Below are 24,356 nucleotides of genomic sequence, written 5' to 3' on the forward strand. Positions count from 1 at the left end.
CTCCTTTGAGAGGTTTGGTAGAGAGGGCCGGATCAGTGGCCCGGATGGATAGCATCGTTGAGATAGATGCAGGTGAGGATCGTGAAGACGTAGGCCTGGAGGAACGCGACCATCAGCTCGAGGCCGGTCAGGGCGACCGTGAGGCCGAGCGGCAGCAGCGCGCCGACCTTGCCGACGAAGCCGAGCGCGCCGAGCATGGTCACGAAGCTCGCGAACACCTTCAGCGTGACGTGGCCGGCCAGCATGTTGGCGAACAGACGGACGCTGTGCGAGATCGGGCGGGAGAAGAAGGAGATGATTTCGATCACGACCACCAGCGGCAGGATCACCGCGGGGATGCCGGAGGGCACGAACAGCTTAAAGAACTTCAGGCCGTTCTTGTAGAAGCCGTAGATGATGACCGTCAGGAACACCAGGAGCGCCAGCGCGAAGGTGACGATGATGTGGCTGGAGACGGTGAAGGTGTAAGGGATGATGCCGACGATGTTCGAGACGAAGATGAACATGAACAGCGAGAACACCAGCGGGAAGAACGTCATGCCGTGCGAGCCGGCGCTGGTTCTGATGGTGTTGGCGACGAATTCGTAGGACAGCTCGACCACCGACTGGAACCGGCCCGGGACGAGCGCGCGTCCAGCGGCCAGCATCATGACGGCGATGAGAACGACCGCGAGCAGCATGTACGCGGACGAATTGGTGAAGGCGATCTCCTGATTGCCGATGTGGCCGATCGTGAAGATCTTGTTGAGGTGGAATTGATGGATCGGATCGATCATCCGCGTGGCGTCTCAGTTGTTCACCGGCCACGCCGGCGCTTTGCAATTCACTCGACGATCTTCCGCACGGATCTCACTGGCGGGACCTGTCGGGGGCGACGCCTGCAGATCTGACCACGTTCAACACGCCGGCGGCGAAGCCGAGCAGGAAAAACACGATAAATCCGAAGGGCGATGTCGACAGCAAGCGGTCGAAGCCCCAGCCAAGCACCGCGCCGACGAGGACACCGGCGATCAACTCGGAGGACAGTCGCAGGCCACGCGCCATGGCCGAAGCCCGGGCTGCAGTGTCACCGCTGCCGTTTCCAGGTTGATCAGCCCCGATCTTTCGGCCGTCCCGAATTTCGGACAACCGTTGGTCGAGACTTCCGAGCCTTGCGGAAAGCGCAACCTCATCAGGCGACTTGTCGCGATCTCCGTGTCCGCTGCCCTTGTTCGTGTCATCCGCCATGTGCCATCCGCCATATCTGGAGATGTCTGGAGACCCGACGCGTCGCCGCGAATTGCAGGAAATAGCGCCCCATCGCCCTTTAAAGCCGCGCGGACCATACTGACCGCATCCCCCCAAGTCAAGATTGCGTGTTGAACTGTTAGATGCCTGAAATTGCTCATTTTCTCGGCTTTTTCGTCAGATCGGCCGTAGCTGTCGCCGCGCCGCCTCAACAGTGTTGTGCGCAGTTGCGATGTTGCACCTCCCAGGGTCCTCTGATCCGATGCCGATGAGCCCCAACCCGCACGGGAACCACATGACCCGCCAGATCGATTATTATTTCTCCCTGCAGTCGCCCTGGGCCTATATCGGCCACCGGCTGTTCCGCGACATTGCCGCGAGCCACGGCGTCGCCGTGACCCTCAAGCCGGTGATGCTGGTGGATCTGTTCGCCGAGACCGGAGGCCTGCCGCTCGCCAAGCGTCATCCGGCTCGGCAGCGCTACCGCATCGTCGAGCTGAAGCGCTGGCGCGACCGGCGAGGACTTGATTTCCACATCCAGCCAAAGAACTGGCCGTTCAACGCCCGGCTCGCGGATGGCGTCGTCATCGCGGCCCTGCAGGCCGGGCTCGACCCTGAACCGTATCTGCAGCGGGCCTTTCCGGCGATCTGGGAGCAGCAGCTCAACCTTGCCGATGCGGAGGTCATTGTCGGGCTTGCCGATGCGGCCGGATTGCCGGGACGCGATCTCGTTCGGCAGGCGGCGACGGATGAGGTCGGTGCGGTCTACGAGCAGAACCGGCTGGATGCGATTGCGGCCGACGTGTTCGGCTCGCCGGCCTATGTGCTGGATGGCGAGGTGTTCTGGGGGCAGGACCGCCTCGAGCTGCTGGCCGATGCGTTGAAATCGGGCCGCTCCGCCTATACGTGCGATCCATAGGTGCGGCCTGTGGCAGGTGACCGCACCTCGCGGCACGTCATGGCCCCGACACAATGTGGGCGTGCATGGCCGCCTCTGCGCAGGCGCCTTGGAGATCCAGCCATGAGTCTCACCAACTCCTACCGGCCGCCCGTCGTCGCACTGCTGGCCTTGAGCTGCCTGGGCGGCGAAGCCCTGGCGGTCGAGGACGCCGCGCCCGAGAGCGACAAGGGACGCTATACGATGTCGACGACGTCGGATGGCGTGGTCCGGCTCGACACGCGGACAGGCGCGGTCTCGACCTGCAACAACAATTCCGGCTCCGGCTGGGCGTGCTACGCCGTTCCCGACGAGCGCGCCGCGTTCGACGCGGAGATCGGGCGTTTGCAGGCGGAGAACGAGAAACTCAAGGCGCAGCTCGCCTCGCGGGACCAGAGCATCTCCGGCAAGATCGACGAGCCGCTGCCGAAGGACCAGGCGCTGCCCAAATCCGATCAGTTGAAGAAGGCCGATCCCAAAGCCGGTGACAAGCCGGGCGATTCGAAATCGGCCGATGGAACGCGCAAGCTCGAGATTCCGTTGCCGAGCGACCAGGACATGGATCGCATGATGAGCTTCCTGGAGCAGGCTTGGCGTCGGCTGCTCGACATGGCGAACCGGGTGCAGAAGGACGTCTCGGGCAGGATCTGAGGTCACGGCGAGGAGGCGGAGCTTATGTCCGCAAGATCGACATCGCGGACGGCGCCTTCGGCCGTCACCGTCAACTCGGTCGTGACCTCGGTGTTGACCGTCCAGACTCCCGGGCGCGGTTTCACCGATCTCACGCGGGAGGTCGAGGCCTTTCTGCGCGAGATCGCCGCGCGCGAAGGTGTCGCGACCGCCTTCATCCGCCACACCTCGGCGTCGCTGACGATCCAGGAGAATGCCGACCCCACCGTGCTGCGCGATCTGACCACCGCACTGTCGCGGCTGGCGCCGGAGGATGCCGGCTGGGTGCATGACACCGAGGGGCCCGACGACATGCCGGCCCACATCAAGACGATGCTCAGCTCGGTCTCGCTGCAGGTACCGGTGCGCGACGGGCGGATGCTGCTCGGGACCTGGCAGGCGATCTATCTGATCGAGCATCGCTCTCGTCCGCATCGGCGCGAGGTGGTGTTGCAGTTCATCGGCGCAGTCTGACCTCGAAGAAGATAAAAGCTTCGGCCTTGAACGCCGAACGGCCGCGGAGCGATCCGCGGCCGTCGGTTTGAAATGGATGCGAGCGGGGGTCGCCGCTCGCCTCGCGATCACTTCTCCTGGATGTCGACGTCCTTCGTCTCCGGCAGGAAGATGAAGCCGACGATCGCCGTGATCACCGCGAACGTGATCGGATACCACAGGCCAGCATAGATATCGCCGGTCGAGGCCACGATCGCGAAAGCGGTCGCCGGCAGCAGGCCGCCGAACCAGCCGTTGCCGATGTGATAGGGCAGCGACATCGAGGTGTAGCGGATCTTGGTCGGGAACAACTCGACCAGCATCGCGGCGATCGGGCCGTAGACCATGGTGACGAAGATCACCAGGATCAGCAGCAGGCCGATGATCGCGGCCACCTGCGGACGGAAGATGTCGAACGGATGCGCCATCTTCACGATCGCCGGGTTGCCCGCCTTCGGGTAGCCAGCGTCAGCGATCGCGGCCGTCAGGGCCGGATTGCTGGTCTTGGCGTCGGTGTAGGGCACTTCCTTGCCGTTGAAGGTGACCTTCACGCCGGAGCCGGCCGGGCCAGGAACGGTCGAGTACTTGACCGAGGACTGGGCCAGGAAGGCGCGGGCGGTGTCGCAAGGCGCGGTGAAGACGCGGGTGCCGACCGGGTTGAACAGGTCGCCGCAGCCCGCGGGATCCGCCACCACTTCCACCTTCGTCGCTTCGATCGCCTTCTCCAGCGCCGGGTTGGCGTTGGTGGTGATCATCTTGAAGATCGGGAAGAAGGTCAGCGCCGCGATGAGGCAGCCGCCCATGATGATCGGCTTGCGGCCGATCTTGTCGGACAGCACGCCGAAGAACACGAAGAAGCCGGTGCCGAGCAGCAGCGACCAGGCGATCAGGAGGTTGGCGGTGTAGCCGTCGACCTTCAGGATCGATTGCAGGAAGAACAGCGCGTAGAACTGACCGGTGTACCAGACCACGCCCTGGCCCATGGTGCCGCCGATCAGGGCGAGCAGCACGATCTTGGCGTTGCTCCAGTTGGCGAAGGCCTCCGTCAGCGGCGCCTTCGAGCTTTTGCCCTCTTCCTTCATCTTCTGGAAGACCGGGGATTCGTTCAGCCGCAGACGGATCCAGACGGACACGCCGAGCAGCAGCACGGACACCAGGAACGGAACGCGCCAGCCCCATTTGGCGAAGTCGGCCTCGCCGATGATGGTGCGGGTGAACAGGATCACCAGCAGCGACAGGAACAGGCCCATCGTCGCGGTGGTCTGAATGAAGGAGGTGTAGTAGCCGCGCTTGCCCATCGGAGCATGCTCGGCGACATAGGTCGCAGCGCCGCCATATTCACCGCCGAGCGCGAGGCCCTGCAGGAGGCGCAGACCGATCAGGATCACCGGCGCGGCGAAGCCGATTGTCTCGGCGTTCGGCAAGATGCCGACGATGAAGGTCGACAGACCCATGATCAGGATGGTGACAAGGAAGGTGTATTTGCGGCCGACGATGTCGCCGATGCGGCCGAACACGATGGCGCCGAACGGGCGGACGAGGAAGCCGGCGGCGAAGGCGAGCAGGGCGAAGATGTCGCGGGTGGCCGGCGGATAGGCGGAGAAGAACTGCGCGCCGATGATCGAGGCCAGGGACCCGTACAGGTAGAAGTCGTACCACTCGAAGACGGTGCCGAGCGACGAGGCCAGAATGACGAAGCGTTCGTCCTTCGTCATGCCTCCCGTTCGCGCTGGTGTGGCGACCATTGTTGACATTGGCATTCGCTCCCCAAGATCGTTGTGATGATGGCTTCGTCTCCGCATGCCGGACTTGGACGGCTGATGTCGCGGAGGCCTTAGGCCTTCAGTAACATTGCAGTGAAACTCGGCCCAATACGACTTTCGGCCCTGCCGGCTGCGGCGTGCGGGAAAGGTGGGGACATTGCGGCGGATCAAGTTCGCGGATCGGCCGCCGCGCTATCGATGCTGCGTCGCACAAGGCGCGGATTAACCGCTCCGCCTGCAAGTGGAATTGCCCGCTTGCATGCAACCAGTCGCCGGGCGAGTATTTCCGAAAGTCCGAGCGATGTGCACGTCGCGCGCGTTGCCGGTGTCGTAAGGTCAAGTCAGAATTCATGGCGGCTGCCACCACTCATCTCGTCATCGCCGATGATCACCCGCTGTTCCGCAACGCGTTGCGGCAGGCGGTCGCGAGCGTCCTCGCGGAGGCCGTGGTCGACGAGGCCGGTTCGTTCGAGGACCTCACCGCACTGCTGGAGAAGGATTCCGAGGTCGATCTCGTCCTGCTCGACCTCACCATGCCCGGCATCTCCGGCTTCTCCGGGCTGATCTACCTGCGGGCGCAATATCCGGCGATCCCGGTGGTGATCGTGTCGGCCAGCGACGACGGCGCCACGATCCGCCGCTCGCTCGATTTCGGCGCCTCGGGCTTCATCCCGAAGCGGTTTGGCGTCGATACCCTGCGCGACGCCATCAAGAAGGTGATGGACGGCGAGGTCTGGGTGCCGGCCGACACCGATCTCGCCGCCGGCGCCGATCCGGAGATGACGAAGCTGCGCGACCGCCTGGTGACGCTCACGCCGCAGCAGGTGCGGGTGCTGATGATGCTGTCGCAGGGCCTGCTCAACAAGCAGATCGCCTACGAGCTCGGTGTCTCCGAAGCGACCATCAAGGCGCATGTCTCGGCGATCCTGCAGAAGCTCGGCGTCGAGAGCCGGACGCAGGCCGTGATCGCCGCGGCGAAGATCGCGGGCAGCGCGTGGCGGCAGGATACGCCGACGGGGAAGTAGGGCAGTGCGAAGACCGGATTGAGACGTCATTCCGCGATGGTCCGAAGGACCAGACCCGGAATCTCGAGATTCCCGGTTCGATGCTGCGCATCGCCCTGGAATGACGCTGAGCGAAAATCACTTCGTTCGATTCGGAATCCATCGCGACACACCTTCTCAGCCTCGCGGCGCACGACGCGTCCGAGCTTTGCTCATCGACCGCCCTCTCGAAATCAGAGGGCGCAGGGAAGGCCGGGCGCTGGCCGCGCCCGTGGCCCGCCTGCAAACAAGAAAGCAGGCGGCAGTCACCACAGGTCTGGCCTGGAACACCCGGCCCTCCCTGCGCGATGGTTTTGACGGCTGCTCCGAGCTCTCCCCGGGGATCGGCGTTCTTGCCCCCGTCGTCCGCAACATCGTCGCTACGGACTTGGCATCAGCACCGGGATGCCAGGACCACACGGCTTGACCGTGCGCGCCGGATCGTTCGTCCGCGAGACATAAGCCCGCTGCGACCCGACGCGCCCACCGCATCCCGCGCCCCACGTTCGTGACGATCGCGAAGCGTCCCTCATGACGAGCACGGGACGACTCAGTGGATAGCATGATTTCGGGGAAAAAGAAATGAAATCTTTGGCCTGGCGGCGCTCGGGCAATGGCGTGATCGGGCGGTGGCGGTCGGGCTGAATTGATTCACTCAATCCCGACATCTCGATTGCGCGCATTCTGTTCTGGTTGCTTATCTCGGCGGACGCATGAGATCGAACGCGTCACGCCCGTCGGGAGGACGCCCGAACATCCGGCGCGCGGAGCTTCGGGAACGGAGGGAAGACCGATGCCGAAATCGCGCATCATGTATATCGAGAACAAATCGGAGTCGTTGAACGGGCCGGCGCGGATCGGGCGCGTCACGTACTCCAAGTCCGGCAAGTCGATCAGCTACGGCGGGCGCACTTTTCAGACCCTGAAGGGGCGTGGCTACAAAGCGAATTATTTCGATGTGGAGACCGGCGAGCGGTTCTGGATTTCCGGTCCTCGCAAGGACGGACAGGATCGCCTTTATCCAGGCAGCGCCGCGCCGGTCGATATCGATCCGGATGTTGCGGAGGAATATTGGCGCGACATTCGGGGACGAGACGCCAGTTGACGCGATCCGTCGCGCGGTTGCAGACGGGTTGACGTTCGCGAGAATTGTCTCTGGTGAGGTTGGAAGCAGCACGGGCGGCGGTCTGTTCGCTTGTGTGAGCGCAACCCGTCATGCTCGGCCAGATCCTCTGGCCAACGCTGCGCTCATCGCCTTTGCTTGAACGCTTTCATGATGGATTGTACCTCCATCATCTCGTGTCTGGGGCATGTTGTCGTGAATGATGTCGGGGAGATCGGTCGTGGCGGGGCGGCGACAGCCGCCGGCGATGGGATCAGCTACGCGCCCGTGCCGGCGTGGGTCGATCTCGCTCCCTATCAGACGGAGCCGTCGCCCGATCAGGAGTCGTGCGTTGCGAACGGGATCGGTCGGCTGCTGACGGATGTGCAGGCCAATCTCACCGGTCCGATCCCCTGCTGGAGCTATCGCAATGCGCAGCGGATCCTGACCAAGGAGGGCGCCGAGCGGGCGTCGCACATCGTCATCGAGTTCGACCCGGGCTATCAGCGGCTCGAGGTCCACGCCGTGCGCATCTTGCGTGGCGACCAGTGCATCGATCATGCGCGGCCCGGATGTTTCCAGGTGTTCCGCCGCGAGCGGGACATCGAGCGGCTGATGCTCAATGGGCGTCTCTCCGCGTCCTTCCTGGTGCCGGACGTCCGGGCGAACGACATCCTGGAGTTCAGCTGCACGCTCCATGGCGACTCGCCGGTCCTGCAGGGCAAATACGACTCGCTGGTGACGCTCGATGGCGTTCATCCGAGCTTCGATTTTCGCCACCGCGTGCTGAAGCCGCGCGCTCGCGTCATCGCCAGCAGGGAGTTCAACGGACCGCCGTCTGCCACGATCAGCGTGACCGACGAGATCGAGGACCTGCGCCGGCGTCTGCTCGGCCAGACGAAGCGCGCCCCGAGCGCGCCTCTGACGCCGCCCTGGGTGATCGAGAACCCGGCCTTCCAGCTCAGCGAGTTCGCGGGCTGGGGCGATGTCGCGGCGCTGATGACGGCGGCCTATGACAGCCCCGAGCTGCCGCCGACGCTCGCCGAGGAGGTCGACCGGATCGGCGCGGCGCATCCGGAGCCTGCGCAGCGCGCGGCCGAATGGCTGCGCTTCGTGCAGCGTGAATTGCGCTACTTCCTGCTCGCGCTCGGCGAGGGCGGCCTCGTTCCGCGCGACCTCGATGCGATCTGGGCCGACCGGTTCGGGGACTGCAAGGACAAGGCTCGGCTCTATGTGGCCGGCGCGCGCCGTCTCGGTCTCGACGCCTGTGCCGCGCTGGTGTCAACGACGCGCGGCCCCATGCTCGACAGGCTGTTGCCGAGCCCGGCCATGTTCGATCACTGCATCGTTCGTGTCCGGATCGACGGCAAGAGCTACTGGCTCGATCCGACGCTGCCGCGGCAGGGCGGCAGCCTTGCCGCGATCGAGCTGCCTCATCTCGGCTGGGCGCTGCCGCTCGCGTCGGATGTCGCGCAGCTGGAGAAGCTGCCCGAGCAGACCGTCGCGCACATCGCGCACTGGCACGACGAATGGCGGATCGGCCCGACCCGGCAGGCCCCCGCGACCTTGCATCGCCGCGCCGAGTTCTCCGCCTGGGGCGCCGACCATGTCAGGACGGTGATCGCCAATGAGGGCGAGGCCGGCTACGCCCGCGCCCTGCTCGCGCAAATGCGCTCGGTCTGGCCGGGCGCCGCCGAGGCGAAGCCGATGGTCATCCATGACGATGAGCAGCACAACAAGCTCAGCCTGGACACGTCCTATACGATCGGCGACGGCTGGCGGCCGTCGGATCGGCCCGGCCGCATTCAATGGCAGTTCGAGCGATCGTTTGGCACCGAGTTGGCTTTGGCCGGCCGTGCGACGCGCGAGCACGACATCTTCGTCGGCCGGCCGCGGCGCCTGTCCTGGCGCGTGCATGTCGAGATGCCGCGGGCCTGGCCGCGAACCAACACCGACGAATCCTGTGAGCTGCCCGGCATCAAGCTGACGAGCCGCCACGGCACGGCGGACCAGCACATCGACAGCTTCGTCGAGCTGGCCGTCGGAGCATGGATCGTGCCGGCGGCGGAGGCCGAGCGCTATGAGCAGCTCGTCCGGCGCATGCAGCAGGATGTCCTGTTCATCCGGGCCGACGACGGGCCGACGACGATCCGTCCCGCCGGCGCTCGCAAGCGTCTCATGATCCTAATCGGCGCGCGGCTTGTCATCGTGGCGATCTGGATCGCGCTGTGCGTCTGGATGTGGCGCTGAGATCGTGCGTCCGCTGCCTTCGCGCATTGGCCTCTCCAACCGCATCGCCGAGGGAATGCGTCGGCATGATCGGCATCCTGCTGCGTTGGAGAGGTGCCTTGGACTCAGCGTGAGGACGGTGCGGCGGCCGGCGGCGCGTTGAGGAAGGCGTCGATCGCGGCGACGGTCGCGGCGGGCTGCTCTTCCATCAGCCAATGGCCGGAGCCGTCGATGACCTTCTCCTGCACGTTGTCGGCGCCGGCCCGCGCGACCACGGCCATGGTCGGGCCGAACGAGGCGCTGCCGCCGATCGCGAGCACCGGCATCGGCAGCTTGCCGTGGGCGGCGAGCCAGGCGCGGTTGTCGATGGCGTCCTGATCGAAGGCGGCGAACTGGCTGAAGCCGGCATGCATGCGGCCCGGGCCGGCATAGAGCTGCGCGTAGTGGACGCGCGCGGCCTCCGGGAAATTCGCAGGCTTGGCCGAGAACTCGTTCCAGAAGCGGTCGAGATAGATGCGCTCGCGGCCCTCGACCAGGCGCTCCATGTCCGGTCCGCCGAAGCGGAAGTGCCACAGCAGCGGGTTCTTCAGGATCTCCTCCCACGGGCCGATGCCCGGCACCGGCGCATCCATCAGCACCAGTTTTGTCACCCGATCGGAGTGCCTTGCCGCCAGTGCGTAGGCGACCATGTTGCCGATGTCGTGCGCGACGACCTCGGCGGTGCGGGCGCCGAGTGCATCCATCACGCCGGCGATGTCCTCGGCCTGGTTGGCCTTCTCAAAACCCTTGTCGGCGCGGGCGGACAGGCCGAGGCCGCGGAGATCGGGCACGATCACGGTGTGGTTCACCGCCAGCCTGGCGGCGAGCGGCACCCACATGTCGCCGGTGTCGCCATAGCCATGCAGCAGCACCACCGCGGGCCCCGTGCCGCCGACGCGGACGTGGATCGTGGTGCCGTTGGTCGGGATCTCCTGGGTGCGGAAGGCCGCGGGGAATTGGCCGGGCGCGTCGGCCGCATCGGCGAGGGCGGCGTCGGTCAGGACAGTGAGCGCGGTGGCGGCGAGGGCGGTTCGTTGCAGCAGGCCGGGCAGGGTCATGGCGGTCTCCTCTGGGCTTCTCGATGCAGGCAAAGCTAGACCGGAGATGATCGCGGTATTAGAGGAGTGCGAGGCCAAGGATTTTTGAATTGAACGCAAAGATGACGCTGGCGAGCGCGGACCGCGCCCGCGATCTCGAAGTGTTCTGCGCCGTCGCCGACAGCGGCAGTTTCTCCGCTGCCGGGCGCGGTCTCGGACTGACGCCGTCGGCGGTGAGCCGGACGCTCGACCGCATCGAAGCGAGGCTCGGCGCGCGGCTGTTGCTGCGCTCCACGCGCGCGCTGACGCTGACGGCGGAGGGGCAGGCTTATCTCACCGCCGCCCGCCGCATCCTTGCCGATCTCGACGAGGCCGAGCAGGCGATCGCCGACCAGGGCGCGCCGCGCGGCCGCATCCGGGTCAGCGCCGCGCTCTCGCACGGCCGCCTCTGCATCGTGCCGCTGCTCGGCGAGTTCGTGCGGCGCTATCCCAACATCCGGGTCGACATCCATCTCGGCGACGGACTCGTCGACGTGGCGGCGGGGCAGGCGGACGTGGCGATCCGTGGCGGCCCGCTGGCCGACAGCGCGCTGACGGCGCGCCGTCTCAGCGACAACGGCCGCAGCATCGTCGCCTCGCCGGATTATCTCGCGCGCTGGGGCGTGCCGCAGACGCCCGAGGATCTGCATCACCACAACTGCCTGAACTTCAGTTTCCGCCGCGCCGAGCCGGTGTGGCCGTTCCGGCGCGACGGCGTCGACTATGCGCTGAAGCTGCGCGGCGCGATCGAAGCCAACAGCGGCGATACGCTGACGGAGCTCGCGTGCGACGGCGTCGGCATCGCCCGCGTCGGCGATTTCAGTCTGGGCAACGCGGTTGCCCAGGGGCGACTGGTGCGGCTGCTCGAGGCATACAATCCCGGCGACCGGGAAGTCTTCCACGCGGTGTTCGTCGGCGGCGCCAACACGCCGGCGCGCGTGCGTGTGTTCGTCGACTATCTGGTGGAGCGGATGGCGGGGAGTCCGAATGCGGCCATGCGGCGAGGCGTGTAGCCCGGGGTTCGCCTACTCCGCCGCCACCATCTGCTGGATCCGCCACTGCCCGAGCAGCGCCCGCAACGACGCCGGCTTCAGCGGCTTGTTGAGGACGGCGATGTTGTCGTCGCGCGCGGCGGCGCGGACGTGGGGGCTGCGGTCGGCGGTGATCAGGATCGCAGGCAGCGCCTCGTTGAAGCGGCGGCGGATGTCGCGGATCGCGGCGATGCCGTTGCCGCGGTCGAGGTGGTAGTCGACGAGCAGGCCGGTGACTGCGCCGTTGCGGGCGGCGATGGCTTCCTCGGCCGATTCCGGATCGGAGACGGCGATCACCTCCGCACCCCACGCGGTCAGCAAAGTGCGCATGCCGTCGAGGATCGCCGGGTCGTTCTCGATGCAGACGATGAGGGCGCCGGAGATCGGTGTCGTCGCCAATGGCGTCGCGCTGGTGACGGCGGCGGTGTGGTTGATCGCCTTCGCGATCGGCACGGTGACGGAGAACACCGAGCCGCGGCCGGGCTGCGACTCCAGCGCGATGCCGTGGTTGAGCACGCGGGCGATGCGCTCGACGATGGAGAGGCCGAGGCCGAGGCCGCGGGCGATGCGCGCGCCCTGTTCGAGGCGATGGAATTCCTTGAAGATCTCGCCGCGCTTGACCGGGGGAATGCCGACGCCGGTGTCGTAGACGCCGATCTGCAGCGACGTGCCGTGGCGGCGGCAGCCGACCAGCACGCGGCCCTGGGGCGTGTATTTGATGGCGTTGGAGATGAAGTTCTGCAGCAGCCGGCGCAGCAGCAGGCGGTCGGATTCGACCGGCAGCGAGGAGGGCACGAAGATCAGATCGAGGCCTTTGGCGCGCGCCGCTGGAGCGAACTCGATCTCCAGCGAGCGCATCAGATCGGCCATCTTGAAACTCGATACCGACGGCGTCATCGCGCCGGCATCGAGCCGGGAGATGTCGAGCAGGGCGCCGAGGATCTCCTCGATGGCTTCCAGCGAGTCGTCGATGTTCTCGACCAGGCGCGAATCCTCGCCGGCCGTCTGCCGTTCGACCAGGCTCGTCACGTAGAGCCGCGCCGCGTTCAGCGGCTGCAGGATGTCGTGGCTGGCGGCGGCGAGGAAGCGGGTCTTGGAGATGTTGGCATCCTCGGCGGCGCTCTTGGCGACCGCCAGCTCGGAGTTCAGCCGCGTCAATTCTTCGGTGCGGTCGCGCACGCGCTTTTCCAACGTGGCGTTGGCGCGCTCCAGCGCCTCGGCGGCCTCGAAGGACGGCGTGACGTCGGTGAAGGTGATGACGAGGCCGCCATCGGGCATGCGGTTGGAGCGGACCTCGATCACCATGTGGCGGTCGGCGAGGCGTTCGAGGTAGGGTTCACCTTCGGTGGTGTAGGCGGCGAGCCTCCGCGCCAGCACCGCCTCGCCGTCCTCATAGGTCGGCGCGCCGATCGTGCCCATGAATTCGAGGATCTCGCGCAGGGGGCTCCCGATCTGCACCAGATGCGGCGGCAGGCCAAGCAAATCGACGAACTGGCCGTTCGAGCAGATCAGCTGCAGATCGGCGTCGAACACGGCGATGCCCTGACGCACGTGATTGAGCGCGGTCTGCAGGATCTCGCGGTTGAAATGCAGCGCCGCGTGGGAATCGTCGAGCAGCTTGAGCGCGGCCTTGGCGGAGACGGTCCGCTTGCGCAGCAGCAGCGACATCACGAGGCGCGACGACGCGGCGCCGATCGACGAGGCGATCAGATGCTCGGCGTGACGCAGCAGCTCGAAATCGGCCGGTGCCGCGGGATCGAGCGCCATGTTGCGCTGGGCGGCGAAGGCCTCGAACGAGGCGCGGGCGCGATCGGGGCCGAGATACTGGCCGACCGTGCTCTGGATGTCCTGCACGGTGACAGTGGAGCGCCAGCGGCGGAAGCTCGGCGCGCTCGGCGTCAGTTCGGCCGGCACGAACAGGTCGGCCTGCAGCAGCTCGATCGACGAGGGCTGCCGCGCCAGCGACAGCACGATATAGGTGAGCAGATTGAGCGACAGGCTCCACAACACGCCATGCAGCAGCGGCGGCAGGTCGGTGCCGAGCAGCGCCTGCGGCCGCAGCGGCTCGAAGCCGAACGGGCCGTGCTGCAGGAACAGGATGCCTGCGGTGGAGGTGTCGAGGAAGCTCGGGATGAACAGCGTGTAGAGCCACACGGCGAAGCCGACCAGCATGCCGCCCATCGCGCCGCGCGCGGTGGCGCGCCGCCACAGCAGGCCGCCGAAGAAGCTCGGCGCCAGCTGCGCGATCGCGGCGAAGGACAAGAGGCCGATGGCGGCGAGCTGCGCGGTGCCGAGCGCGCGGTAGTAGAAATAGGCCATCACCATGATGGCGAAGATCGCGATGCGGCGGGTGCCGAGCAGGAAGCCGGCGAAGTCGCGGCCGATCTCGCGCTGCGCCTCCTGGCGCTGCAGCACCAGGGGCACGACGATGTCGTTGCAGACCATGATCGACAGCGCGACGCACTCGACGATCACCATCGCGGTCGCCGCCGACAGGCCGCCGACGAACACCAGCACCGAGAGCCACTGCGAGCCGGCCTCGATCGGCAGCGCCAGCACATACATGTCGCTGTCGACGGCGCCGAACGGGAAGGTGACGAGGCCGGCGAGCGCGATCGGAATCACGAACAGATTGATCGCGACGAGATAGAGCGGGAACAGCCAGCGTGCGCGCGACACTTCGGCGTCGTTGGCATTCTCGACCACGCTGACATGGAACTGGCGCGGCAGCAGCATCGCGGCGCAGAACGACAGCAGGGTCATCGTGAGGAAATTGCCGATGCCCGGGACGTATTCCAGTGCGCGCTCCGCCTCCGGCGATTTCATCGCGCGCTCGATCAGCTCGACCGGCGAGAACATCCAGAAGGTGACGAAAGCGCCGGCGGCGATGAAGGCGACGAGCTTGATGATCGACTCGGTTGCGACCGCCAGCATCAGGCCGTGCTGGTGCTCGGTGGCATCGGTCTGGCGGGTGCCGAACAGCACCGCGAAGACAGCCATCGCGAGCGTGACCATCAGCGCCATGTCGCCGACGATCGGGATGTGGGCGAAGGCGCGGTCGTCGATCAGGATGGTCTGCAGCGAGGAGGCGACGGCCTTCAGCTGCAGCGCGATATAGGGCACCGAGCCGATGATCGCGATCAGCGCCACGGTCGCTGCCACGGCCTGGCTCTTGCCGTAGCGCGCGCCGATCAGGTCGGCGACCGAGGTGATGTTCTGCGTCTTGGCGAGCTGGATCACCCGCCGCAGCAGCGGCGTGCAGGCGCCGACCATCAGGATCGGGCCGAGATAGATCGCCAGGAAGTCGACGCTGGTGCGCGAGGCGAAGCCGACCGAGCCGAAGAACGTCCAGGAGGTGCAGTAGATCGCGAGCGACAGCGGGTAGATCAGCCCGGCCAGCCGCGACGGCCGCCGCCCCCCGGCCCGGTTGCCGCGGCTGGCGACCAGGAACAGGAACCCGATATAGCCGAACGCGGCCAGGATCACGCCCCAGTCGTGCAGCATGTGTCGCGCGAACTCCTCGGCGCTCCGCCTTGAAATTGAGGCGCGAGCTTAGCGCGTTGGGGGAGGTGGGGCGATAGCGATGTGGCAGGGGCGTGGGGAATGAAGCGGCGTCGTTAAGGGCGGGCGTTCGCCTCATGAACATGAGAGCCGACATCGTCGCAGCGAGGCCGGTCTGCTCCCCTCCCCCTTGCGGGGGAGGGGAGCGCAGCGGAGTGCGGAGCGATATCCGGGGTCACACGCGCTGTTGAGGTGAACCCGGGTGTCGCTGCGCTCGCCCGGGCTACGAACCTACTCCGCCGCGAGCGGCTTCTTGTGCAGCGACAATCCCAGGCGTTCCCACACCTGCAGCAGGGCTTCGGCCAGGCGGTCGATCAGGCCGTCGTCGTGGTAGGGCGAGGGCGTGATGCGCAGGCGCTCGGTGCCCTTGGCGACGGTGGGGTAGTTGATCGGCTGGATGTAGATGCCGTGCTCCTCGAGCAGCAGATCGGAGGCCTGCTTGCACTTCTCGGGGTCGCCGACGAACAGCGGCACGATGTGGGTGTCGTTGTCCATGACAGGCAGGCCGGCGGCGTTGAGGATCGCCTTGACGCGGGCGGCGCGGTCCTGGTGGCGCTCGCGCTCCCAGCTCGACGTCTTCAGATGCTTGATCGCAGCCGTCGCGGCCGAGCAGATCGGCGGCGGCAGCGCGGTCGTGAAGATGAAGCCCGGCGCGTAGGAGCGCACGGCGTCGATGATCTCGCCCTTGGCCGCGATGTAGCCGCCGAGGCAGCCGAACGCTTTCGCAAGCGTGCCCTCGAGGATGTCGATGCGGTGCATGACGCCGTCGCGCTCGGCGATGCCGCCGCCGCGCGGGCCGTACATGCCGACCGCGTGCACCTCGTCGACATAGGTCATCGCATTGTAGCGCTCGGCGAGATCGCAGATCGCCGCCAGCGGCGCCACGTCGCCGTCCATCGAATACAGGCTCTCGCAGGCGATCAGCTTCGGCCTGTTGGGGCCGGCGGCGATCAGGAGCTGCTCGAGATGGGCGAGATCGTTGTGGCGCCAGATCTGGCGCTCGCAGCCGGACTGGCGCACGCCCTCGATCATCGAATTGTGGTTCAGCGCATCCGACAGGATCAGGCAGTCCGGGATCAGCTTGGCGAGCGTCGCGATGCCGGTCTGGTTGGAGACGTAGCCGGAGGTGAACAGCAGCGCCGCTTCCTTGCCGTGAAGGTCGGCGAGCTCGGCTTCCAGCTGCACCAGGGGATGATGCGTTCCGGCGATGTTGCGGGTGCCGCCGGCGCCGGTGCCGACGCGGGTCGCGGTCTCGACCATCGCGCCGACCACCTTGGGGTGCTGGCCCATGCCGAGATAGTCGTTGGAGCACCAGATCACGACATTGCGCGGGCCGCTGGGCGAGTGCCATGTCGCGTGCGGGAACCGGCCGGCGATACGTTCGAGATCGGCGAAGACCCGGTAGCGACGCTCGTCATGCAGACGACCGAGGGCGGCACTGAAGTACTGGCTGTAGTCCATCACGAAACCTGACGTGCTGCGCTGCAGCGCAGCGCCTGGAACGGACCCTCTAAGCAACGGGGGCTTAAGGCCTTCTTAGAGCTTTTCCAGAGCGGCTGTCGAGCCGGAATCCCACGGCAGGACTTGGGCGATTTGTCCAAGGGAGCGTCGATGGCGGACGGATTTCGGCCGAATTCGGATGGCTTTGCGGCGGCGCTGCGGAGCAGCGCAAGGCGATCATCTCAGGAGCCGCTCTCAGGCTCCTTCCCGACCGAGGCCGCCGGGTGGGCGAGACGTTCCTGATAACGCCGGATGTTGGCCACCACCTCCGGTGGCCAGTCGCGCCGGCTGAGCTCGGCCGGATCGACGCTGCCGATGCGATCGGCCTCGCCCTCGGTTTCGAAGGCGACGGCGCCGCCGCCAAGATTGAGACGAAACATGGTTTCTCCTGGAGTCCCGTGTATCGATTCTCGTCGTGCACCGCCGATCGTGCACCAGCAGCCAATGGCGCTACGATAATGGCCGATCCGTTGCGCCGCAAGATGGCGGTCCGTCCGCACTGTCGCGCTCTCCGCGCACCGCACGGATGATGTTGTCCATCTGCGCCTGCGCCAGCGTGCGGAGCAACAGTCGCTGCTTGTCGTCCATGTCCTTGATAGAAGAAGCATAGGAGGATGAATCGACGGTAACGACGCCGATTGTAGCCCAGGGCGGCGGCCGCCGCTCGTCCTCCGTGCCGGTATGATAGACTGGCAAAGCAAGCACGTGGACCGCCTCGCCGCCCTCCTCGGTGGGCGGATAGGGCACCGGCGTGATCAGGGATTTCGCAGCGCCCTCGGGATCGCTGATCACGCCGCGATGGCTCCAGGCAATGATCCGGCGCTGCTGGAAGGCCGCTCCGCTGACCCCGTCGCCATAGGGAATGCTGAAGCTCCGCGGCAATGCCTCGCGCTGCGGCCCGGAGCGCCGGCTGAGAACGGGCCGCAGAACGAGGTCCTTGGCATCGTGGACCATCAGCGCGATGGTCCATTTCTCGTCACGACTGACGCGGCCGAGCCGAAGCTCCGTTTCCAAAGTTTGTACCAGCAGGTCGAACTGCCGGATCGCCTCGCGATCCTCATCGGTCGTCTGGCCAGCATCAACACGATCGCCCAGATGCAGCAGCGTGCGGTGCCATTCGCGAGTATTGCCCGCGATCGTTCGATCCTCGGGCTCTCCCGGCACCTGCCAGCGCAGGGCATATTGGTAGCCGACCAGCGGGTGATCGATCACGAGCTCCCAGGTCTGCGACCGGGCGTCGTAGGTGAGAGTTGGAGTTTCCTCGCACGACTTGTCGATTTCCCACCCGGAGGGCGCGTCGACGGCGTCGTCGACACCTTTGTCGCCTTCGAACTTCGCATCGCCCCATTGATCGATGTCGTAGTTGGGATAACCCGGAGGCCGCAGGCATTCGAGGGCGAGCTGCACGTCGGCCAGGCTCCGGGGAAGCCGCACCTTCAAGGTCAGTTTCTGCGCCGGGAAGGGCACGCGAATCCCCACCCATTCGTCGTCGAAGCCTTGCGGATGCGGCTTAGGGGTGCCGCGCTCGAGCCGCTCGACGGCTTCCCATTGCGTCATCGTCATGCAGTTGGCGCAGCCATGGCTGAACTGGTAGGGCACCGGTTCGTTATCCTTGGAGATGCCCCCGCCGGGAAATTTGAGCCAGTAGTAGTCACCTTTCTGGCCATCGGTCGCATCGTCAGGAGCCGGAACGATTTCGAAGCCGGCCCTTGCCGTATCCGGCGACAAGGTGAGCGTGTCATGCACGAAATGGCCGTAGGCCGGCAGATGCACGACCAGCGGGCGCTTTGCATAGCGGCCGATCTTTCCCTGCACGCGAAACCCGGAAATGCGATGGGTCACCCAGAGATCGCCATTCTCGGTGATTTCGCAGATCTGCTCGCGCTCTTCGCATTCGATGGGGTGGCGCTCGCGCGCACGTACGTGGGCACGGCGCTTCGCGGCCGCGAGCGGCTCCTCGTAGACCCGGAAGCCGGGACCTTCCTTCTCGTCCCTTCGGCTTCGAGGTCGCGGCGACTGACCTGCGCCATAGAACACGTTCTCGACCTCGATCCGCCCGGTCGGCGCAATCTGGATCAAGTTGATGCTGTTGAAGTTGGTATTGTCGGGCGTCGCCATGGCGGCGCTGCCGGCGGAGACGACGGCCATTGGATAGCTGTCGCCGGCATCGTTGCCGAAATCGATGCGGGCGAATTGCGCCTTGTGCCAGTGGCCGTGCAGGATCAGGTCGAACTGGTGATCGGCAAGAGTCCGCAGCAGAGCGCCCGCGTTGCGGAGCACCATCATCGGCTCCCCCGTCTTCCTGTGCGCGCCCGGTGCAAATGCGATCGGCAGGACGTGATGGTGCACGATGGCGATGCGCGCCACATAGTTCTGCTTGATCTGTTGCAGCCTCTCGGAAAGCTCGATCAGCACGTCGTTGTCGACTGTTCCGGTCGCCAGTCCGAGATCACCGCCGGATCCGTTGGAGTCGAACAGCGCAAGCAGGATCGGCGCTGATCCGGCAACACGGACTCTCGGCATCGTCCCCGCAGCGGGGAGTAGCTTCGCGTAGTCGTCGGCCTGGTCCCAGGGCATGACCGTCCGTCCGCCCAACAGCGCCGTTGCTCGCGCCCTGGCTCGGCGAAACCAGCTGGCGTCCTGCGGGCGCATGCCGGCCGGCAGGCCGAGTGCCTTCGGACCGAAGGTAAGCGTGTGCGTCGCGAGCTTGGCTTTCAGCGCCTGCTCGGCCCGTGTCGTGTCTCCGCCGAAGAAGATCCGCTCGAACCAGCTCAGCCGGGGCATGCCCATGGCAATGCCGCTCTCGAACACATCGTGATTGCCGGGGACGACGACCAGCTCCGCGTTGCGCCCCAGGCCGCCCCAGCGCGTAGCCGAGCTGGCCCGGGTGCGCTCCAGGAGATCGTTGAGTGCGCCCTTGGCGGCCAGCAGATGGTCCGGCGAGGGATCGTCGACGAGGTCGCCCGAGACCACGATGAGATGGGGATCGAAGTCGACCACGCAGCTGACGACCGCCTGCCACGTCGCCTCGCTGAAATTCAGTCCGAAATGGATGTCTGAAATATGCGCAATATGGATCATGGCCGCTCCACCCGATCATTCTAGTTCGGGTTGAGCGGGTGGCGAAAGGGGTCTTGGAGGCGGAGCCGATCGTGGCTCGGTCAGGTCGTGCTGTAATGCAGCACGCCGTCGATCTCGCGGCTCGTGAGGCGGCCCTCGACCAGCATGTAGTTGACGTGAGCGATCAGCTCGCCGGCGGCGAAGCCCATCTGGTGCGGGTCGAGCACGTGCTTGTGGAACACCACCGGCACGAGCTGCGCCGAGGTCCTGGTCTCGTCACGGCAGGCGTCCGCGATCATGCGGCAGCGCTCCTCGTGATGATCGGCGAGCTGCTTGATGCGGGTCTTCAGACCGTAGAACGGCACGCCATGGCCGGGCAGCACCAGCACATCATAGGGCAGGGTGGTGGTCAGGCTCGCCAGCGACGCCAGATATTCGCCGAGCGAGTTCTGGTCCGGCTCGACCGCCCAGACGCTGACATTGGGCGAGATCTTGCTCAGCACCTGGTCGGCGGAGAGGAACAGCTTGTCGGCGGCGCAATACAGCATCACCTGGTCGAGCGCGTGGCCACCGCCGGTAATGACCTTGAAGCGGCGGCTGCCGATCTGGATCTCGTCGCCATGGGAGATGCGGCGGTAGGACGCCGGCAGCACGGAGACGCGCTGCAGATATTCCTGGCCGCGGCCGAGCAGCTTGTCGGTCAGGGTCTCGTCCATGCCGTGGCGGCGGAAGAACAGCCGCTGCGCATTACGGCGCTCCTCGGTGCCGCGGTTCTGGTGATAGACCGACTGCAGATATTCAACCTGCGACATCACCAGCGGGCAGTTGAAGCGCTCGACGATCCAGCCGGCAAGACCGACGTGGTCGGGATGCGAATGCGTCACGATCAACCGGCTGATCGTCACATGCTTGAGCGGGCCGTCGAGCAGCCGCGTCCAGGCGGCGATCGACTCCTCGTTGCCGAACCCTGAGTCCACCGCGACCCAGCCGTCGCCGTCGGCCAGCAGGTAGATGTTCACGTGGTTGAGGCGGAACGGCAGCTTCAGCCGCAGCCACAGCACGCCGGGCGCCACCTCGACGACCTGGTCCTCACCGGGATGCTGCTCCCAGGGGTAGCGCAGGGCTTCGGCGGAGGAATAAGCGGTGTCGGTCTTGGTCATGCCTCATCGATTAGCGGCCGCCGCGGGCGAGCGCCAGCCGAAAAACGCGGCGGGAACACATGGCTGCACGGCATTCCGGGGCGCGGCAGGCGCCCCGCGGTTGACCGAAACCGCCACCACGCTTGCTTGCGCCAACCTACCGTCATCCCGGGGCAGGGCCCGTAGGCCCTGAACCCGGAATCCCGAGATTGTCTTGGGTTCATCAGCTCGAGATTCCGGGTTCAATCGCCGATGCGCTTGCGCGCACCGACGATTGCCCCGGAATGACGGTGGAAGCGGTGACTACGCCGCCCTGATGTTGGTCAGGAACGCATCGACTTCCGCACGCAGGGTCTCGGCCTCGCGGCGCAGCGTCGCCGAGGCGGTCAGCACCTCGTTCGCCGACGTGCCGGCCTGCGCCGAGGCGTTGGAGACGCCGGTGATGTTGTGGGACACCTCGGTGGTGCCGGAGGCCGCCTGCTGGATGTTGCGAGCCATCTCGTGCGTCGCGGTGCCTTGCTGCTCCACGGCGGCGGCGATCGCGGTGGTGAGGTTGTCGATCTCGGCGATGGTCTCGCCGATATTGCGGATCGCTGCCACGGCCGACGAGGCGACCTGCTGCATGCCGGCGATCTGGGTGCGGATCTCGTCGGTGGCCTTGGCGGTCTGGCTGGCGAGGCTCTTCACCTCCTGGGCGACGACGGCGAAGCCGCGGCCGGCCTCGCCGGCGCGGGCTGCCTCGATGGTCGCATTGAGCGCCAGCAGATTGGTCTGCGAGGCGATCGCCTGGATCAGGTCGACGACGACGCTGACGCGGCTCGCATTGTCGGCAAGACCCTGCATCGTGGAGTCGGTGGCGCCGGCCTCCTCGACGGCCTTCTTGGCGATCTGCGCCGAGCTCACGACCTGGCGGCCGATCTCGGCGATCGACGACGACAGCTGCTCGGTGCCCGCCGACACCGTCTGCACATTGACCGAGGTCTCCTCGGCGGCCGCGGCGACCGCGTTGACGAGAGAGTTGGATTGATCGGCCGTCTGCGACATGCTCTGCGCCGTGCTCTGCATGGCGCTCGCGGAGCTCTGCAGATTGGCCAGCGCGCTGCGCACCGTGGCCTCGAACTCGGCGATCCGTGCCTCCATGCGCGTGGCGCGCTCGGCCTTGGCGGCGTTCTCGCGGTCCTGCTCGGCGGCGAGCGTGCGGGCCTGGATCATGTTGTCGCGGAACACCTGCAGGGTGTCGACCATCGCGCCGATCTCGTCGCGCTGCCGCGACGCCGCAATCTCGGTGTCGAGGTCGCCGCTCGACAGGTTCTGCATCGCCTGCTGCAGTCGCTTGATCCGGCGCAGGATGTTGCCGCCGACATAGAGCCAGACGAACAGCACCGAGCCGAGCAGGGTGGCGGCGCCGGCGCCGATCATGCCGAGGGTGCCGATCTCGATCTCGCGACCTGCCGTGCCGGTCGCGCCTTCGGTGGATTTCCGCACGCCCTCGACCAGCTGCTGGACGCTGATGTCGAGGCCGACATTGAGCTTGCGCGTCTCCTCCAGCACGGTCTGGCCGTAATCGTTGGCGTCGAGCTCCTTCTCGCGGGTCTTGAACACGCGGCTCTTGCCCTCGCCGAGCGCGGCGAGCTTCATCGCCGCGTCGTTGATCGCCTTGGTGCTGCGGCCGTTCGGCAGCAGCTCCAGGTTGGACTTGAGCTGGGCCAGCGACTCCTTGAACTGCCGCTCGACCGCCTCCAGCGTGTCGCTGTCATTGGCCGAGAGCGCGGCCGCCATCTGCGCAACGATCAGATTGCCGGACGCGATGACATTGCCGAGCTGCTCGACGAAGCGCGCGGCGGCGGTAGCGTCGTCTGCCGACACCTCGGCGGCGCCGAGCACGGCGTTGAGCTGCGTCTGCGCATCGAGCATCGGCTCGTTCGCCGCCTTGGTGAATTCCTCCTGCGCCTTGCGCAGAGCGTTGTACTGCTGGTTGTGCGTGGCGGCGACGGCGAGGCGCTCGCGGGCCGCGGACACCAGGCTCTGGTTGGCCTCGTTGATGTTCTTGATCGTCTCGGCCAGCGGCGCCACGACGCTCTTGGCGGCGCCGAGCGCGCCGATCTCGGCGAGGCGCTGCTCGGTGGCCTTCTGGATCTCCTGCATCTTCTTCAGGCGGTCGTTGAGCGCGTCCTCGCTCTGCGATCCCAGCAGCGCGGGGCCGAGGCTGGCGAGGCTCGAGCTCTGCGCCAGAAGCTGCAGGCTGGAGGTCAGGCGTGGAATGTCGCGGCTGGACAGCTCGACCATGGTGCCGCCGATATGGCGCAGCATCAGCCCGGCGCCGACGCTGATCGCAATCGCCATGCCGGCGATCACGGCGAATGCCGCGAACAGGCTTCCCCTGACGCCCCATCTCGGACGCAGGACTCCGAGCATTCTGCTGAAGCTGAACCGACCCGCCATGTCTCGTTTCCCTCGATAGCCGCTACTTGGAGCTGATGTTTGCGAGCACTATCGCGGTCGTGAGTTAACATTCCGGGAAATTACCTACTCCGCGCTGATTTTTCGTGCTTTTCTGCATTTCGCGCGGCGGCATTTGACGGCGCGCAGCGGGCTGTTAGTAGCCTGATAAACTAATAACCTATGATAACAAAAAGGCCGGCATCGCTGCCGGCCTCTCTCTGCTTGTTGTTGTTTTGACGCCTGCGGATCAGTAGCGGGCCGCGACCGGCGCGCCCCAGTTGAAGCGGTAGTTCACACCGGCCTTGAAAGTGTGGTCGTCGGTGGTGAAGCTGCCGGTCGGAACCAGCGCAGCCGGGGCCGCGAAGGTGGCGCTGCCGAAATTGTAGTACTGGTATTCGGCCTTGGCCGACCAGCTCGGTGCGAACATGTATTCGAGACCGCCGCCGACCGTCCAGCCGTTGCGGTGATCGCCATTGGTGGCAAAGCCGATCGGGGTGCCGGCCAGGGTCACCTTCTCGTTGTTGTCCGAATAGGCGTAGCCGCCCTTCACATAGAGCAGACCCGGACCCCAGGTGTAGCCGAAACGGCCGGTGATCGAGCCGAGGCCGCGCTGGCTGTTGCTGTAGACATAGCCGCCGGGGAAGGCCGCGCCGACGCTGCCGCTGAGCCAGCTGTACTGGCCTTCGGCGCCGATCACCCAGGTCGGGGCGAACTGCCAGTCGGCGCCGACCTGCACGCCGCCGAGGAAGCGGCCGTTGGAGTTGTTGCCGGTGGCCAGCCCAGAGAAGTTGTTGTCGCTGGAGAACGCGCCGCCGAGATGGGCGCCGAGATAGAAGCCGGTCCAGTTGTAGATCGGCGCGACATAGGCCGGCGCCTTGGCGGCGTAAGGATAGGTGCGCGCGCCGAGGTCGGCAGCGAAGGTGGACGAGGCCGATGCGAGGGCGGCGAGCGCAACGGTGGCGAACAGGATCTTCTTCATGGCGGGTCTCCAACTCAGACTAACAAGGCTCGCGCAGCGCGCGCCGTCGATGGATTGGAGATAGATC

At 66.2% G+C, this 24,356-nt stretch carries 18 protein-coding genes; 7 read left to right on the forward strand and 11 right to left on the reverse strand.

All coding sequences use genetic code 11. The features are described from left to right. Positions 1 to 32 precede the first annotated feature (32 nt). Together BRAO375_RS08480 and BRAO375_RS08485 are read right to left on the reverse strand one after the other, a co-directional pair. Complete coding sequence (locus BRAO375_RS08480; RefSeq protein ID WP_009027049.1) at positions 33 to 776, reverse strand: F0F1 ATP synthase subunit A; 744 nt, start codon at positions 774 to 776, stop codon at positions 33 to 35. A gap of 73 nt (positions 777 to 849) precedes the next feature. After that, the gene (locus BRAO375_RS08485) at positions 850 to 1,227 is read right to left on the reverse strand and encodes an AtpZ/AtpI family protein (RefSeq protein WP_035639607.1); all 378 of its coding nucleotides are present in this window, start codon (positions 1,225 to 1,227) and stop codon (positions 850 to 852) included. A gap of 295 nt (positions 1,228 to 1,522) precedes the next feature. On the opposite strand from BRAO375_RS08485, the gene BRAO375_RS08490 reads away from it, so the two are divergent. The 3 genes from BRAO375_RS08490 to BRAO375_RS08500 all read left to right on the forward strand — a co-directional run bounded on the left by BRAO375_RS08490 (position 1,523) and on the right by BRAO375_RS08500 (position 3,307). Beyond that, on the forward strand, positions 1,523 to 2,146 hold the full coding sequence (locus BRAO375_RS08490) for a 2-hydroxychromene-2-carboxylate isomerase (protein ID WP_009027050.1): 624 nt from the start codon (positions 1,523 to 1,525) through the stop codon (positions 2,144 to 2,146). Positions 2,147 to 2,248: 102 nt separating this feature from the next. Then, complete coding sequence (locus BRAO375_RS08495) at positions 2,249 to 2,815, forward strand: hypothetical protein (protein WP_009027051.1); 567 nt, start codon at positions 2,249 to 2,251, stop codon at positions 2,813 to 2,815. A gap of 24 nt (positions 2,816 to 2,839) precedes the next feature. Next, on the forward strand, positions 2,840 to 3,307 hold the full coding sequence (locus tag BRAO375_RS08500) for a secondary thiamine-phosphate synthase enzyme YjbQ (RefSeq protein ID WP_009027052.1): 468 nt from the start codon (positions 2,840 to 2,842) through the stop codon (positions 3,305 to 3,307). Between the two features lie 107 nt (positions 3,308 to 3,414). Here BRAO375_RS08500 and BRAO375_RS08505 read toward each other — a convergent pair whose 3' ends face one another. Beyond that, the gene (locus BRAO375_RS08505) at positions 3,415 to 5,085 is read right to left on the reverse strand and encodes an MFS transporter (protein WP_009027053.1); all 1,671 of its coding nucleotides are present in this window, start codon (positions 5,083 to 5,085) and stop codon (positions 3,415 to 3,417) included. Between the two features lie 353 nt (positions 5,086 to 5,438). On the opposite strand from BRAO375_RS08505, the gene BRAO375_RS08510 reads away from it, so the two are divergent. The 3 genes from BRAO375_RS08510 to BRAO375_RS08520 all read left to right on the forward strand — a co-directional run bounded on the left by BRAO375_RS08510 (position 5,439) and on the right by BRAO375_RS08520 (position 9,483). After that, positions 5,439 to 6,113 carry a response regulator gene (locus BRAO375_RS08510; protein ID WP_009027054.1) on the forward strand — a complete coding sequence of 225 codons (675 nt, stop codon included), beginning with the start codon at positions 5,439 to 5,441 and terminating at the stop codon, positions 6,111 to 6,113. Positions 6,114 to 6,924: 811 nt separating this feature from the next. Then, positions 6,925 to 7,236 (forward strand): hypothetical protein, encoded by a 312-nt coding sequence (locus BRAO375_RS08515; protein ID WP_009027055.1) that lies wholly within the window; start codon positions 6,925 to 6,927, stop codon positions 7,234 to 7,236. 213 nt (positions 7,237 to 7,449) lie between these two features. Further along, positions 7,450 to 9,483, forward strand: coding sequence for a DUF3857 domain-containing transglutaminase family protein (locus BRAO375_RS08520; protein WP_009027056.1), 2,034 nt, complete (start codon positions 7,450 to 7,452; stop codon positions 9,481 to 9,483). 104 nt (positions 9,484 to 9,587) lie between these two features. On the opposite strand, the gene BRAO375_RS08525 is transcribed toward BRAO375_RS08520, so the two are convergent. Continuing rightward, positions 9,588 to 10,559 carry an alpha/beta fold hydrolase gene (locus tag BRAO375_RS08525; protein ID WP_009027057.1) on the reverse strand — a complete coding sequence of 324 codons (972 nt, stop codon included), beginning with the start codon at positions 10,557 to 10,559 and terminating at the stop codon, positions 9,588 to 9,590. Positions 10,560 to 10,660: 101 nt separating this feature from the next. On the opposite strand from BRAO375_RS08525, the gene BRAO375_RS08530 reads away from it, so the two are divergent. Further along, positions 10,661 to 11,590, forward strand: coding sequence for a LysR family transcriptional regulator (locus tag BRAO375_RS08530; protein ID WP_009027058.1), 930 nt, complete (start codon positions 10,661 to 10,663; stop codon positions 11,588 to 11,590). 12 nt (positions 11,591 to 11,602) lie between these two features. Here BRAO375_RS08530 and BRAO375_RS08535 read toward each other — a convergent pair whose 3' ends face one another. The 7 genes from BRAO375_RS08535 to BRAO375_RS08565 all read right to left on the reverse strand — a co-directional run bounded on the left by BRAO375_RS08535 (position 11,603) and on the right by BRAO375_RS08565 (position 24,289). After that, on the reverse strand, positions 11,603 to 15,112 hold the full coding sequence (locus BRAO375_RS08535) for a PAS domain-containing hybrid sensor histidine kinase/response regulator (RefSeq protein ID WP_009027059.1): 3,510 nt from the start codon (positions 15,110 to 15,112) through the stop codon (positions 11,603 to 11,605). A gap of 288 nt (positions 15,113 to 15,400) precedes the next feature. Next, on the reverse strand, positions 15,401 to 16,630 hold the full coding sequence (hemA, locus tag BRAO375_RS08540) for a 5-aminolevulinate synthase (protein WP_009027060.1): 1,230 nt from the start codon (positions 16,628 to 16,630) through the stop codon (positions 15,401 to 15,403). A 221-nt stretch (positions 16,631 to 16,851) separates the two neighbouring features. Beyond that, entirely contained in the window at positions 16,852 to 17,049 is a 198-nt protein-coding gene (locus BRAO375_RS08545) for a hypothetical protein (protein ID WP_009027061.1), read from the reverse strand. Between the two features lie 70 nt (positions 17,050 to 17,119). After that, positions 17,120 to 19,750 (reverse strand): metallophosphoesterase family protein, encoded by a 2,631-nt coding sequence (locus tag BRAO375_RS08550; protein ID WP_009027062.1) that lies wholly within the window; start codon positions 19,748 to 19,750, stop codon positions 17,120 to 17,122. An 80-nt stretch (positions 19,751 to 19,830) separates the two neighbouring features. Then, positions 19,831 to 20,889: an MBL fold metallo-hydrolase gene (locus tag BRAO375_RS08555; protein WP_009027063.1), complete on the reverse strand. Its 1,059-nt coding sequence runs from the start codon at positions 20,887 to 20,889 to the stop codon at positions 19,831 to 19,833. 282 nt (positions 20,890 to 21,171) lie between these two features. Next, positions 21,172 to 23,310, reverse strand: a complete 2,139-nt coding sequence (locus tag BRAO375_RS08560) for a methyl-accepting chemotaxis protein (RefSeq protein ID WP_009027064.1) — start codon at positions 23,308 to 23,310, stop codon at positions 21,172 to 21,174. 247 nt (positions 23,311 to 23,557) lie between these two features. Continuing rightward, on the reverse strand, positions 23,558 to 24,289 hold the full coding sequence (locus BRAO375_RS08565; RefSeq protein ID WP_009027065.1) for an outer membrane protein: 732 nt from the start codon (positions 24,287 to 24,289) through the stop codon (positions 23,558 to 23,560). Between the last annotated feature and the right edge of the window lie 67 nt (positions 24,290 to 24,356).

Source organism: Bradyrhizobium sp. ORS 375 (genome assembly GCF_000239775.1).
Taxonomy (GTDB): Bacteria; Pseudomonadota; Alphaproteobacteria; order Rhizobiales; family Xanthobacteraceae; genus Bradyrhizobium.